The following is a 13,368-nucleotide window of genomic DNA, read 5'->3' as shown; positions in this document are numbered from 1 at the left end:
ATCGGATTCAGACATGACGGACATGGATTCGGCACTCAGCGAAGCGGCGAGCGCCGCGGAGGCTGCCTCCAACGCCAAGGCGCTCGACGTCGTCGCCCGTTGGGGATTTGCGGTGATGGCGCTCCTTCATGTGGTGGTGGGCGCCATTGCCATAGCCGTCGCGTTCGGTCAGCCCGGCGAGCCGGAACCTACAGGTGCTATTGAACAGCTCGCCGCTAATCCCTGGGGCCCGTTTGTGATGTGGTCATGCGCAGCAGGATGCGCGGGTCTCGCATTATGGCAACTAAGCGAAGCGACGCTGCGGGTACGTCGTGAGCGCCGCCGCGAGCGCCTGGGCAAGCTGATCTCGTCAGGGGCGCTGAGCGTGGTGTACGGCAGCGTGGGCTATACCTTCGCGAGCTTTGCTGTGGGTGCGCGGAGCGACTCCGGCGAGTCAACCCGGGCCTTCAGTACCTCCTTGCTAAGCCGCCCCCTTGGCGCTCCAGTGCTGGTGATCGTGGGCCTGACTATCATCGGCATCGGCATCTACTTCGTGTTCAAAGGATTTGCCAAGCGGTTCAAGGACGAGCTGCATCACTTCGAGGGGACACGGCGGGGCAGGGCAATCAGCGGACTTGGCGTCGCCGGGCATGTTGCCAAAGGGGTTGCCTTGAAGCTGGTAGGACTGCTGTTTATCGTTGCTGCTGTGAAGAACAACGCTGCCGAGTCGACCGGTCTTGATGGAAGCTTGAAGGCGTTACGCGACCATCCGTGGGGGCCGCTTCTCCTTACTGCCATCGGCGCGGGCTTCATCTGCTACGGAGTCTTTGCCCTCGTCAGATCCCGCTTCGGCAGGATGTAGCTATGGCAATCGGAATCAGCAGTGCGGCTGGTATTGCGGGTCTTGCGGGGGCCGCCTTCTCCTTGATTTTCAAGGCCCTGAAGGTTGTCCGGCCGGAACGGCCCATCCACCCCAAAGGAACCCTGCTCACCGGCGAGCTCACCAAGGCAGGTTTCGGCAACACCGAGAGCCTCTTACACGGCCAATCCAGCGGCGTACCGTGGGTCGACTTGCCCGGCAGGCATGTTGTGACTGCCCGCTATTCCCGCTCGATAGGACTGCCCGCTCCCCTGCCTGACATTCTGGGGCTGGCACTGCGACTCAAGGACGACGGCGGTCCGGAGGATGTTCTTTTTGCGACCACCGGCTGGTCTTGGCCTGCCCGGTTCGCCCTCCTGCCGCGACGGGATCCGGGCAAGGCCACCTTCACCACGCTGATGCCTCACAAAGGAACCCGCGGTCCTGTCCTGCTTGGCCTCACCACGGAGTCCCCCGGTGCAGCTGCGTCGGGAACAGCATCGTCGGGAACAGAGCCCTTGGCAGCTGACTGGGTGCTGGCGATGCATTACGCCCGGCCGTCGGGACCCTGGATCCGCTTCGGGACCCTCACCCTGCGCCCTGCCGCTGCCGCCGAAGATACCGGCCTCCGCTTCGATCCGGTCCTTAATCCGCTGAAAAGCGCCGGGACCTACGCCTGGACCAGACGGCTGCGGGCCCCGGCGTACGGCACTGCCCGTAAGCCAAGCAATCGCGAACCGCACTATCGCCACCCGAAGGACCGCTCGTCCCGCCGTCGAGCCCTCCACGCCTCTGGTCCGCCCACCCACCAATCCCTGAGCAGGAGCACCCACATGGTTACCGTCAGCAAAACCTTCCTCGCCTCGGCAAACGACGTTTGGAACGTCATTGCGGACGGCTGGCTCTACTCCGGTTGGGTGGTGGGGGCGTCGAGGATTCGCGACGTCGACGCACTCTGGCCTGCCGAGGGCGCGGTTCTCCATCATTCAGTAGGAGCCTGGCCACTCCTGATCAACGACAAAACCCATGTCACTGCCTCAAACCCGGGCAAGTCCATCGAACTCATCGCCAGGGGTTGGCCGCTCGGTGAGGCAAAAGTGGTGATCACCATTGAGGAACAGCGCACCGGCTGCAAGGTCACCATGGCCGAAGACGCCATCAAGGGCCCCGGCAGTGCCATCCCGAAATTCATCCTCGACCCCCTCATCGCCGTCCGCAACAAGGAGACGCTCAAGCGGCTGGAGCTGATGGCCTCCGGCGGCGCGGGTGCGAAGGGTCCGGCCATCTGAGGCTGGGCTGCCAACTGGCGCTTAAAAAGCAGTGCGAACCGGCAGGTAAAGACCTCAAACCTGAGTTTTGCGGTCATTACCTGCCGGCTCGCGCTGCGCCGAAGTAGCGGACTAAACGCTGGCGGCAACGCCGTCCCGGGAGATGTCCACCATGTCCTCGCGCGGCACAACCTTGATGCGCTCACGCTTGACCTCAACACCGTGCGACCCGCCGGCAGCAGTAGCCTCGGCGCCGAGAGCCAGTTCGTGGGCGTCCAAGGCCAGCCAGCCTTCCCAGCTGGTGTACTTGACGCCGCGGTTTTCAAGCAGTTCGACGACGGCGTCCGGCGCGGGCGCTGCAGCGACCGGAAGGTTTTCGCGGTCTTCGAGGAGGTAGGTCACGGTTTCGAGGGCATCGCCCTTGGTGTGGCCGATCAGGCCGACAGGACCGCGCTTGATCCAACCCGTGGCGTAGATGCCGGGGACGTGGGAGCCGGAACCGTCCAGCACGCGGCCGCCGTCGTTCGGAACAACACCCCTCTTGTGGTCGAACTCAACCTCAGGCAGGGCGGAACCGAAGTAGCCGATTGCGCGGTACACGGCCTGGACCGGGTAGTCGATGAACTCGCCGGTGCCCCGGGCGTTGCCGGTTCCGTCCAGCTCGGTCCGCTCAAACTTCATGCCCGCGACGTGGCCGGGGTTTGCGGGGTCATCGTAGATCTCCACCGGGCTGTGCAGGAAGTGCAGGTGCAGGCGGCGGGAAGCCTTGAACTCGGAAGGGTCCTCAGGCTGCTCGGCGATCCAGTTGGTGAGGGTGCCCACCATGGTCTTGGTCTGGTTGTTGGTCTGGACCTGGCGGTCGGACTCTTCGTCGAACTCGAAGTCTTCCGGGTACAGGATGATGTCGACGTCCTTGGAGTGGGACAGTTCGCGCAGTTCCAGCGGGGTGAACTTCACCTGGGCAGGGCCACGGCGGCCGAACACGTGGACATCCGTCACGGGGGAAGCCTTCAGCCCGGCGTAGACGTTCTCCGGAATCTCGGATACCAGCAGATCATCCGCGTGCTTGGACAGCATGCGGGCGACGTCGAGGGCGACGTTGCCGTTGCCGATCACGGCGATTTCCTTGGCATCCAGCGGCCATTCGCGGGGCACATCGGGGTGGCCGTCGTACCAGGAGACGAAGTCAGCACCGCCGTAAGAACCTTCAAGCTCGACGCCGGGGATGTTCAGGTCCGCGTCCTTGATGGCACCGGTGGCGAAAATGATGGCGTCGTAGTGAGTGCGGAGGTCCTCGATGGAAAGGTCTGTGCCGTAGTCCACGTTGCCGAAGAAGCGGATGTCGCCGCGGTCCAGCACCTTGTGCAGGGCGTTCACGATGCCCTTGATGCGGGGGTGATCGGGGGCAACGCCGTAACGGATCAGCCCGTAAGGGGCCGGGTAGCGGTCGAAGAGATCGATGCTGACCGTCAGCTCGCCGCTCTTGACGGCTTCGCTCTTGGTGAGGATGTCCGCAGCGTAAACGCCGGCAGGGCCGGAGCCAACGACGGCGACGCGCAGCGGGCGGGCAGCAGATCCTACGGTGGTGCTGGTTGACACGGCTGTGTTCCTTTTCTTCTGCATCAGGTGGTGAGAACGCGGGCGGAGCTCAGGGTTGTGCGGGGGCGGTTCGGAGTGATGGTGCTGTAGTCGGAAGTTTTGAAGTGCGACGGCGCGAACGGACTGACGCGAACAACGTCACCGATCACGATTACCGCGGGGTTAGCGACGCCGGTGGCTTCTGCCTGGTCCGCTATGGACGCCAGGGTGCCGATCGTCACGCGCTGGTTAGGCAAATAGCCGTTTTCAACAATACCAACGGGAGTATCTTCAGGCAGCCCGGCCTGGGCCAGAGAGGCGGCAGAGGCACGCAACTGCCCCACTCCCATGAGCAAGATCACAGTGTGGTCGGCACGGGCCGGGACCTCGGCAAGCTCCTCATGGCCGGTGACCACGCTGAAGCCCTTCGCCAGGCCACGGTGCGTCACCGGAATGCCGGCGGCCGCTGGTACGGAGATGGCGGATGTGACACCGGAGACCACTTCAACCTCGACGCCATGCTGCCGGCAGAACTCTGCTTCCTCGCCGCCGCGGCCCAGAACGTACGGGTCGCCGCCCTTGAGCCGGACCACGCGGTGGCCCTGCAGCGCCTCGTCGACAAGGATCCGGTTGATCTCCGACTGCGGAACAGGATGGTGGCCAGGGGTTTTGCCGACCTCGATGACGCGGACGTCGGGGGCCAATTCTTTGAGGAGTTCGCGGGGACCAAGGCGGTCGGCAACCACGACGTCGGCCTGGCCAAGGAGCCGCCGTCCACGCACCGTAACGAGGCCGGAGTCGCCTGGTCCGCCGCCCACCAGGGCCACGGAACCGGCATCGGTGGAAGCACGACGACGGCGCAGGGGAAGGTCGCCCGTCTCCAAAGCGGTGGCAACAGCATCGCGCAATGCCATGGCTCGGCGCGGGTCTCCCCCGGCGTTCACGGCGATATGGACGTTGTCTACAACGGCGACTGCGGGGGTCCAGGCAGCTGAAGCCTCATGGTCGGAGGCGTTGACGCACCAGATGCGCTGCGCTTCGGCATCGGCGGAGACCTGGGCATCGACGGCGGAGTCGCCGGTGGCGGTCTGGACGAACCAGACAACCTCGACGTCGGAAGGCTGGTAAGGCCGCTGCTCCCAGGTGAGGAGTCCGGCGTCGGCCAGTTCCAGGAGAGCGGCTGACGCAACAGGAGCGACGACGGTGACCCGGGCTCCGGCGTCGAGGAGTCCCTTGGCGCGGCGGGCAGCGACGGGACCGCCGCCCACCACCAGCACGGGGCGGCCGAGGAGGCGCAGCGCTGTGGGATAGATGTCCTGGATAGCCATGAATCAACGGTAGGGCCGCGTCACATTGGGGGCCAACGCCGCGGAAACACCAGTTCACGCAAGGTAATGCTGCGTAACTTTCCTCCCTTTCCTACCCCAGGACACGTTTCCTACCCCAGGACGCGCAAATGGCTCGGGGACCCCCGTATTCGGGTGTCCCCAAGCCATTTGCGCGTCCCCCGACCGATTGCGTCCTGGCGGGCGGCGGGAGCGGGTTGCTTAGCGGGTGCTGCCGGCGAGGAGGCCGCGGCTGCGCAGTAGTCGCTTCTCAATCGGTGCGAAGACGAGCAGTTCGATCAGGATGCCGATCGCGAGGATCAGGAGGATGGCGGACATCACGATTGTCATGTCGGACAGGTCGCGGCCCTGGTTCAGCATGGAGCCGAGGCCGAAACCAATGGTTCCGCCGACCGCGATGATCTCAGCTGCCATCAGGGAGCGCCAGGAGAACGCCCAACCCTGCTTGAGACCACTGAGGTAGCCGGGGAGGGCTGCGGGAAGGACGATCTGCACAGCCATCTGGAGCCGGGAGGCACCCAGGACTGTGCCGACACTTCTATATTGCGGCGGGATCTGGTCCACACCCGAGATCAGTCCGTTGATGATGGACGGGATGGCGCCCATGAAAATGACGAAGTACACCGTGGCGTCGGTGAGCCCGAACCAGATGATGGCTGCAGGCACCCATGCGACGGACGGCAGAACCTGTAGCCCGGAAATCAGCGGGCCGAATGCACGGCGCAGCGGAGCAACCTGGGCAAGCAGCAAACCGACCGGGGTTGCGATGGCCACGCTGATGAGGAAGCCAAGGAGTCCGCGTTGAAGGGAAGTCCAGACCGCTTCCTGAAGCTTGCCCTCACCCCAGAGGGTTCCGAACTGAGCCACAACATCCATGGGTCCGGGAACGAGGTCGCGCCGCTTGAAGCCCATGGACACATAGAGCTGCCAGATGACGATGAGAACCGCGATTGCAGCTATCGGAAGCAGGATGCGCGTCCAGTCGATCCCGGCCTTCCGCACGGCGTCCGACTGGAGCGAATCCAGACCGCTGCCGAGCTCACGAAGGTCCTCGGAGCCGGTTGAGGAACGCGTCAGCGCAGCGTGGACTTTATGCGATTCCTCTGGCTCCGTATAAACGTCCTGCAGTGGAGTGGGATTACTTGGCATGGCGACGGATCTCCTCTCGCAACCGGGCCGTGATGACCCCGGTCAGCTGTCCGGCAAGCCCGGCGTCAGTTCGGTGTTCCTCGGTGACGTTCCATTCCTGGACCACGCGGCCGGGCCTGGAGGACAGGAGCAGCACACGCTGGCCAAGCCTGACGGCTTCGCGCACGTTGTGCGTCACGAACACGATGGTCCGGCCGGTTTCCTTCCAGATCCGCTCGAGTTCGTCGTGAAGGAGGTCGCGGGTGATGGCGTCCAGGGCTGCAAAGGGCTCGTCCATCAGCAGCAACTGGCGGTCCTGGGCGAGGGAACGGGCCAGGGCTACACGCTGGCGCATACCGCCGGAGAGCTCGTGCGGGCGCTTATCCCCGGCTTCCGCCAAGTGCACCAGCTCCAAAAGCTCGTTGGCCTTAACCCGCCGTTCCGACCTACCCACGCCCCGCAGTTTCAGGGCAAGCTCAACGTTCTCCCTGGCTGTCAACCACGGAAACAGTGCCGAGTCCTGGAACATGAATGCGGCGCCATCGCTGGGGACTTCAAGAGCGCCCGACGTCGGCAGCTCCAGTCCCGCCATGATGTTCAGCAGGGTTGACTTGCCGCAGCCTGAGGCACCCAGCAGGGCGACGAACTCCCCTTTAGCAATGCTGGCGTTGACGTCGTCCAGTACCGGGGCGCCGTCGCCGAAGCGCTTACCCAGGTTTTCCAGTACGACTGGCATGGTCCCGTCCTTTGCTAGTTGATGATGGTGGAGCCGACGTGAAAGCTAGTCTTTGCCTAGCTATTCTTTGCCGAGCTATTCTTTGCCGAGTCCGGCGGCCGCGATGTTCTCGCCTGTAACTTCATTCAGGGCCGTTAGGTCGAAGATCCCGTTGAGGTCTGCCTGCTTGGTGGTGCCGGCCTCGACACCATCCTGGAGCAGTTTCTTGTAGGTTCCTGCGAGCGGGTCCACGGTGAAAACAATGTTTTGAAGAGAACGCTCCAGGACGTCCGGCTTCAGCTCGGCTCCAGCGTCTTCCTTCAAGGCGGCGTTGAGCACGGACGCTTTCTCGGCGGCCGGAGCATCATTGAGCCACGCTACCGACTGGGCATGCCCCCTCAGGAGTGCTTTGACCGTTTGAGGGTGGCTGGCCGCGAACTGCTTGTTCACGATCAGGATGGTGGTGGGAAACTCGCCAGGTTTTCCAGTCAACGAGCCGTCCCAGAGATCTTTCTCGTCAACCAGTACCTTGGCTCCGGCTTGGAGCACCAGCCGCGAGGCCCACGGCTCAGGCAACCACGCGCCGTCGAGCTTTCCGTCCTGGAAAAGCTTCAAGGTCTGAGCGTTCTCAGTGGGATTGATGGCGACGTCGCCACTGCCGTCGGTGTTGGTTTTGAAGCCTTGTTTCGCCAGCCAGGACCTCAAAGCGACATCCTGGGTTCCGCCAAGCTGAGGCGACGCCAATGTCTTGCCCCGCAGATCAGCAGGCGAGTTAATGCCCTCCCTGACAACGAGCTGCGCTCCGCCCGCCGCAGCCCCGGCGATGATGCTGACGGACTCACCCTGGCTCTTGACGAACGAGTTGATAGCCGGGTTGGGGCCGATGTAGGTTGCGTCGATCGCTCCGGCATTGAGGGCTTCTATGGCTGCCGGGCCGGCGTTGAAGGACTCGGTGCTGAGCCGGGTGCTGCCCAATTCCTTGGCAATAATGCCCTCGCTGACGCCAACCAGGGCCGGAGCGTGGGTGATGTTGCCGAAGTAACCGAGTTTCAGTTCCTGGGCGTCCGACGCCGGGGCCGGAGCCGCCGATTGGGCATTGGACATCGCCGAGGAAACCGCGGCACCTGCTCCGATCAGCAGGACCAGACCAATGGCCAGCGCGATCTCCACGGCGCGGCTGCGCTGGGGCTTGTTACTCTGGCCAGCAACAATGCGCTTCATGCCGGGCTGTGGGCTAGTCATGAATTCACCATAGGGAGTGTCACAATCGGGGCTAAATGAAACAGAAACTCAGGGTCATGCAAGTTCACGTGGCGTCATGTTCGGTCACTCTAAGTGTCTCCACAGCTGAACTGTCCGGGAACCCGTAGCGGGACGTCAGGAAATAGGTAGTCGAAGGTCCGGGCACCCGTAGTGGGCGGCCCGGACCCCTGACTTCGGAAACCCTGACTTCGGAAACCGTGACTTCGACGGAACTGGGGACAGCGGAACTAGATGGAGTAGCGCTCGTCCTCGTGGTCGCCCGGGTGGTCGTTCACGAGCCCGGCCGCGAGGGTGTTGCCGTCGATCGGATCAATCACCAGGAATGCGCCGGTGCGGCGGTGGTGCAGGTAGTTCTCCAGCGGCAGCGGGGCAGCGAGCCGGAGCTGGGCGTGACCGATGTCGTTCAGTTCCAGGTTGGACGTGGCCTCCAGCTGGAAGTTGGCGAGATCGAGCTTGCCGGTGACGTTGCGCACCAGCGCCTGGACTGTGCGCGTACCGTGCTTGACCAGTACCTTGGCGCCTTCGCGGAGCGGCTTGGGCGAAAGCCAGCACAGCGCGGCGTAAAGATCCGCTGAGCTTTCCCGGATGGTGCCGGCGGCCGCGATCGTGTCACCACGGGCGACGTCGAATTCATCGGCGAGGCGGATCGCGACTGACTGGGGTGCAGCTGCTTCGGTCAGCTCTGCGCCTGCGAAGTCGATCCCTGTCACCGTGGTGGTCCTCGGACCCTGGCCCGGAGTCAGGACAGTAACCTTGTCGCCGAGCTTCACGGAACCCTCGGTGATCTGCCCGGCGTAAGCGCGGTAATCCCGGTACTTTTCCACGTCCAGGCCGCCGGCAACCGCATCGGGAGCGAGTGCGCCCTGGGGCCGGATGACCAGCTGCACGGGGAACCGGAAGCTCTCCAGGTGGCTTTCGAGCTCGTCGGCGGCAGGCAGGGACTCCAGCGTTTCCAGCAGCGCCGGTCCGTCGTACCAGGGGGTGCGCTCCGAGCGGTCCACGACGTTGTCGCCGTCGAGGGCCGAAACCGGGATAACCAGCAGATCGGCAATGCCGTCGCTGCCGAGACCGAGTTCGCGTCCCACTTGCTGAACATCTGCTTCGATCTCACGGAAGACAGTTTCGCTGAAGTCCACGAGGTCGATCTTGTTCACCGCAACAATCACGTGCGGAACACGCAGCAGCTGCAGCACGGACAGGTGCCGGCGGGTCTGCTCGAGGACACCCTTGCGGGCGTCAATGAGTACGACGACGGCGTCCGCAGTGGACGCGCCGGTCACCGTGTTCTTGGTGTACTGAACGTGGCCGGGGCAGTCCGCGAGGATGAAACTGCGGCGGTCCGTGGCGAAGTAGCGGTAGGCGACGTCGATGGTGATGCCCTGTTCCCGTTCGGCACGCAGGCCGTCGGTCAGGAGGGCCAGGTCAATCGCTTGAGTGCCGGTGGCTCCGGAACCGCCAAAGCCGCGGTCAGCAGAGGTGCGGGCTACGGCCTCGAGCTGATCGGCCAGGATCGCCTTGGAATCGTGAAGGAGGCGGCCAACGAGGGTGGACTTGCCGTCGTCGACCGATCCGGCGGTGGCGAAGCGGAACAGCGTCGCGTTCGTCAGCGGGGCTTCATCCAGGAGGGCTGCCGCGCGGGCGGTGTCAATATCGGTGCTCATTAGAAATAGCCATCCTTCTTGCGGTCTTCCATGGCGGCCTCGGAGATGCGGTCATCTGCGCGTGTGGCGCCACGTTCGGTGATGGTGGAGGCGGCAACTTCGATGACGACGTCGCGCACGGTAGCGGCAGCTGACTCAACAGCGCCGGTGCAGGACATGTCGCCAACCGTCCGGTAGCGGACCGTCTTGGTGATGACTTCCTCGGTGTCCAGGGGCTGCGACACCTCGCTCACGGCGCGCCACATGCCGTCGCGGGCGAAGACTTCGCGTTCGTGGGCGTAGTACAGGCCGGGCAACTCGATGTTCTCGCGCTCGATGTAGCGCCACACATCCAGCTCGGTCCAGTTGCTGATGGGGAACGCCCGGACGTGCTGGCCAACAGTGTGGCGGCCGTTGTAGAGGTTCCACAGTTCGGGCCGTTGGTTGCGGGGGTCCCACTGGCCGAACTCGTCGCGGAGGCTCAGGATGCGCTCCTTGGCGCGGGCCTTGTCCTCGTCACGGCGGCCGCCGCCAAAGACAGCGTCGAACTTGTTGGACTGGATGGCATCCAGCAACGGAATGGTCTGCAACGGGTTGCGGGTACCGTCAGCCCGCTCGGCCAGCTCGCCGCGGTCAATGAACTCCTGCACACTGCCGACGACGAGCTTAAGGCCCAGCCGCTCCACAGTCCGGTCACGGAAGTCGATGACCTCGGGGAAGTTGTGACCCGTGTCCACATGCACCACGGGAAACGGAACCTTGCCGGGCCAGAAGGCCTTCGTGGCGAGGTGCAGCATCACCACGGAGTCCTTGCCGCCGGAGAAGAGCAGCGCAGGCTTCTCGAACTCGGCTACAACCTCGCGGATGATGTGGATGGCCTCGGACTCAAGCGTGTCCAGGCTGGAGAGGCGTGTGGCTGGGACGGTGGTGTCAGATTCCAGCACAGACAGCTCCAGGTCCTCGTTGGTGATTTGGGTGCTCATACGTGTAGTCCGCATTCTGTCTTGTCGGTTCCTGCCCAGCGGCCGGCGCGGGGGTCATCGCCCGGCGCCACCTTCCGGGTGCAGGGCTGGCAGCCAATGGACGGGTAGCCCTGTGAAAGCAGCGGGTTGACGGGGAGGAGGTTGTCGTCGGAGTACTGCACCAGCTGGTCGAAGCTCCATGCCGCAACCGGGTTGACCTTGACCAGGCCGTTTGCCTCATCCCAGGTAACCAGGGGCGTGTTGGTGCGGGTAGGGGCTTCGTCGCGGCGTACTCCGGTAAACCACAGCTCGTAGCCGGCAAGGGTGCGCTTGAGCGGAGCAACTTTCCGGAGGGCGCAGCACTGGGCGGCGTCACGGGCGAAAAGGTCCTTGCCCAGGAGCCGGTCCTGCTGTTCCACAGTGTTCTCGGGGAGGACGTCCACCACGTTGACGCGGAGGTTGGCGGCCACCTCGTCACGCGTGGCGTAGGTTTCCGGGAAGTGGTAGCCGGTCTCCAAAAACAGGACATCGACGCCGGGGATCTGGTCGGCGACGAGGGCCGGGAGGACGGCGTCGGCCATGGAGCAGGCGACCGCGACGGCGGGCAGTTCGAAGTTGCGCGCCACCCAGGCAATCACGTCACGGGCAGGAGCGTCCCAACCGAGCTCGGCAGCACCGGACTCTGCGAGGGCTTTGAGCTCCTCGACACCGCGCTTGGCGACCGGGGCGTTGACAGGCGATGGCTGAGCCGCGCTCACTGGAGTGCCTCCTCATCAGCTGCATGAGCCCATTCGGCGAAAGTCTGGTTTTCATTGCGCTGGGCCACAAAGCTGCGGACCACTCGCTCTACATAGTCAGGAAGATCCTCGACGTAGACCTTGAGGCCGCGGACGGTGCGGCCCAGGCCTGCCTCGTCGCGGTCAGTGGATGCCAGTCCGCCGCCCAGGTGGACCTGGAAGCCGGGGGTGGGGTCGCCGTCGGGCGTTGGCAGCATCATGCCCTTGAGGCCTATGTCCGCGGTCTGGATGCGGGCGCAGGAGTTGGGGCAGCCGTTGATGTGCAGGGACAGGGCGTGCGGCAATTCACCGGACGCTGCGAGGTCCGCGAGGCGGCGCTCGAGCTCGGCGACGGCGGTAGCTGCGGTGACCTTCGTTTCCACGATGGCCAGCTTGCAGTACTCGATGCCCGTGCAGGCGATGGTACCGCGGCGGAACACCGACGGGCGGGCGGAAAGGCCCAGGGCGTCCAGCTCGGCAACCAGTGGCTCAACCTGGTCCTTGGGAACATCGAGGACCACGAGCTTCTGGTGGGGCGTGGTGCGGAGGCGGTATGAGCCTCTGGCCTCAAGGGTGTCAGCAAGCTTCACCAGCTGCTTGCCGGAAAGCCTGCCCGCCAGCGGGGTGGCACCGATGAAGAACTTGCCGTCCTTCTGCTCGTGCACGCCGATGTGGTCGCCCGGGCTGGTGGGCCTGGGTGCGGCGGGGCCGTCTGCAAGCTTGTAGCCGAGGTATTCGTCCTCGAGGATCTGGCGGAACTTCTCCGGACCCCAGTCCGCCATCAGGAACTTCAGGCGGGCCTTGGTGCGCATGCGCCGGTAGCCGTAGTCGCGGAAGATGCTGGTCACGCCGAGCCAAACCTCTGCAGCTTCCTCGGGCTTCACGAAAGCACCGAGACGCTTGCCGAGCATCGGGTTGGTGGAGAGTGCGCCGCCGGCCCAGAGGTCGTAACCGACGCCCAGCTCGGGGTGGCGTACGCCGACGAGGGCGAAGTCGTTGATCTCGTGGACCACGTCCTGGCTCGGGTGGCCCGTGATGGCGGTCTTGTATTTGCGCGGCAGGTTGGAGAGCAGCGGGTTGCCGATGAAGCGTTCGCCCAGCTCGGCGATCAGCGGCGTGGGGTCGATGATCTCATCCTTGGCGATGCCTGCCACGGGTGATCCCAGGATGACACGCGGAACGTCGCCGCAGGCCTCGGTGGTGGACAGGCCGATACCTTCGAGGCGGCGCCAGATCTCGGGGATGTCTTCCACCCGTATCCAGTGCAGCTGGATGTTCTGGCGGTCAGTGAGGTCGGCGGAATCGCGGGCAAAGTCAACGGAGATTTGGCCGATGACGCGCAACTGCTCAGTGGTGAGGGCGCCGCCGTCGATCCTGACGCGCAGCATGAAGTACTTGTCCTCAAGCTCGTGCGGCTCAAGAGTGGCGGTCTTGCCGCCGTCGATCCCGGGCTTGCGCTGGGTGTACAGGCCCCACCAGCGGAAGCGGCCGTGAAGGTCCTGGCCGGGGATCGAGTCGAAGCCCTCTTTGGAGTAGATGGACTCGATACGCTCACGGACGTTGAGGCCGTCGTCTTCCTGTTTCCAGGTTTCGTTGGCGTTCAGCGGTTCGGTGCCATCAACCTTCCACTGGCCGTGCGGCTTCGCTGCCGGGCGGGAGGTGCGGGCCGGTCGCTTCGGAGCGGAATCCGCGGACGCTCCGGCTAGAGCTGTATCAGTCATGCATCGACTGTAAAGGGGACCGGAAACGCGTCACAAAGGTTGGGAAACGGGAGGTCACCTAGGGAAATATTTCGTCATGTTCTTGGCCGGTTGCAGCAATTTCTGGCCAGAAGGGATGCTGCGCGTCCCATGA

11 protein-coding genes are annotated in these 13,368 nt (G+C 64.3%); 2 read left to right on the top strand and 9 right to left on the bottom strand.

Annotation, left to right across the window (positions count from 1 at the left end; translation table 11 throughout):
* The first annotated feature begins 13 nt into the window (after positions 1–13).
* Together M1E05_RS05935 and M1E05_RS05930 are read left to right on the top strand one after the other, a co-directional pair.
* Entirely contained in the window at positions 14–841 is an 828-nt protein-coding gene (locus M1E05_RS05935; protein ID WP_461164733.1) for a DUF1206 domain-containing protein, read from the top strand.
* Positions 842–843: 2 nt separating this feature from the next.
* Positions 844–2,127, top strand: coding sequence for an SRPBCC family protein (locus M1E05_RS05930; RefSeq protein WP_461164732.1), 1,284 nt, complete (start codon positions 844–846; stop codon positions 2,125–2,127).
* Between the two features lie 111 nt (positions 2,128–2,238).
* On the opposite strand, the gene M1E05_RS05925 is transcribed toward M1E05_RS05930, so the two are convergent.
* From M1E05_RS05925 to M1E05_RS05885, 9 genes are all read right to left on the bottom strand, one after another.
* Positions 2,239–3,705, bottom strand: coding sequence for an FAD-dependent oxidoreductase (locus tag M1E05_RS05925; RefSeq protein WP_458111706.1), 1,467 nt, complete (start codon positions 3,703–3,705; stop codon positions 2,239–2,241).
* 23 nt (positions 3,706–3,728) lie between these two features.
* Positions 3,729–5,012, bottom strand: a complete 1,284-nt coding sequence (gene cobA / locus M1E05_RS05920) for a uroporphyrinogen-III C-methyltransferase (protein ID WP_461164731.1) — start codon at positions 5,010–5,012, stop codon at positions 3,729–3,731.
* 219 nt (positions 5,013–5,231) lie between these two features.
* A complete protein-coding gene (locus M1E05_RS05915) occupies positions 5,232–6,179 on the bottom strand; it encodes an ABC transporter permease (protein ID WP_461164730.1) in 948 nt (315 codons plus the stop codon).
* Complete coding sequence (locus tag M1E05_RS05910) at positions 6,169–6,894, bottom strand: ABC transporter ATP-binding protein (protein ID WP_309107875.1); 726 nt, start codon at positions 6,892–6,894, stop codon at positions 6,169–6,171. Before M1E05_RS05910 ends, M1E05_RS05915 begins: the two co-directional genes overlap by 11 nt.
* Positions 6,895–6,969: 75 nt before the next feature.
* Positions 6,970–8,115, bottom strand: a complete 1,146-nt coding sequence (locus M1E05_RS05905) for an ABC transporter substrate-binding protein (RefSeq protein ID WP_461164729.1) — start codon at positions 8,113–8,115, stop codon at positions 6,970–6,972.
* A 248-nt stretch (positions 8,116–8,363) separates the two neighbouring features.
* Positions 8,364–9,797 (bottom strand): sulfate adenylyltransferase subunit 1, encoded by a 1,434-nt coding sequence (locus M1E05_RS05900; RefSeq protein WP_458111710.1) that lies wholly within the window; start codon positions 9,795–9,797, stop codon positions 8,364–8,366.
* On the bottom strand, positions 9,797–10,759 hold the full coding sequence (gene cysD / locus M1E05_RS05895; RefSeq protein WP_461164728.1) for a sulfate adenylyltransferase subunit CysD: 963 nt from the start codon (positions 10,757–10,759) through the stop codon (positions 9,797–9,799). Before cysD ends, M1E05_RS05900 begins: the two co-directional genes overlap by 1 nt.
* Entirely contained in the window at positions 10,756–11,496 is a 741-nt protein-coding gene (locus tag M1E05_RS05890; protein ID WP_461164727.1) for a phosphoadenylyl-sulfate reductase, read from the bottom strand. The genes cysD and M1E05_RS05890 overlap by 4 nt, the downstream gene beginning before the upstream one ends.
* Positions 11,493–13,235, bottom strand: coding sequence for a nitrite/sulfite reductase (locus M1E05_RS05885; protein WP_461164726.1), 1,743 nt, complete (start codon positions 13,233–13,235; stop codon positions 11,493–11,495). The genes M1E05_RS05890 and M1E05_RS05885 overlap by 4 nt, the downstream gene beginning before the upstream one ends.
* Positions 13,236–13,368: the final 133 nt, after the last annotated feature.

It is taken from the genome of Arthrobacter sp. R4-81 (assembly GCF_054792365.1).
This window is presented reverse-complemented; position numbering and strand designations above follow the sequence as displayed.

What these genes read in the sequence shown, in the direction of transcription:
- M1E05_RS05935 (WP_461164733.1), top strand. Translation starts at nt 14, where the DNA reads ATGACGGACATGGATTCGGCACTCAGCGAAGCGGCGAGCGCCGCGGAG.
- M1E05_RS05930 (WP_461164732.1), top strand. Translation starts at nt 844, where the DNA reads ATGGCAATCGGAATCAGCAGTGCGGCTGGTATTGCGGGTCTTGCGGGG.
- cobA (WP_461164731.1), bottom strand. Translation starts at nt 5,012, where the DNA reads ATGGCTATCCAGGACATCTATCCCACAGCGCTGCGCCTCCTCGGCCGC.
- M1E05_RS05915 (WP_461164730.1), bottom strand. Translation starts at nt 6,179, where the DNA reads ATGCCAAGTAATCCCACTCCACTGCAGGACGTTTATACGGAGCCAGAG.
- M1E05_RS05910 (WP_309107875.1), bottom strand. Translation starts at nt 6,894, where the DNA reads ATGCCAGTCGTACTGGAAAACCTGGGTAAGCGCTTCGGCGACGGCGCC.
- M1E05_RS05905 (WP_461164729.1), bottom strand. Translation starts at nt 8,115, where the DNA reads ATGACTAGCCCACAGCCCGGCATGAAGCGCATTGTTGCTGGCCAGAGT.
- M1E05_RS05900 (WP_458111710.1), bottom strand. Translation starts at nt 9,797, where the DNA reads ATGAGCACCGATATTGACACCGCCCGCGCGGCAGCCCTCCTGGATGAA.
- cysD (WP_461164728.1), bottom strand. Translation starts at nt 10,759, where the DNA reads ATGAGCACCCAAATCACCAACGAGGACCTGGAGCTGTCTGTGCTGGAA.
- M1E05_RS05885 (WP_461164726.1), bottom strand. Translation starts at nt 13,235, where the DNA reads ATGACTGATACAGCTCTAGCCGGAGCGTCCGCGGATTCCGCTCCGAAG.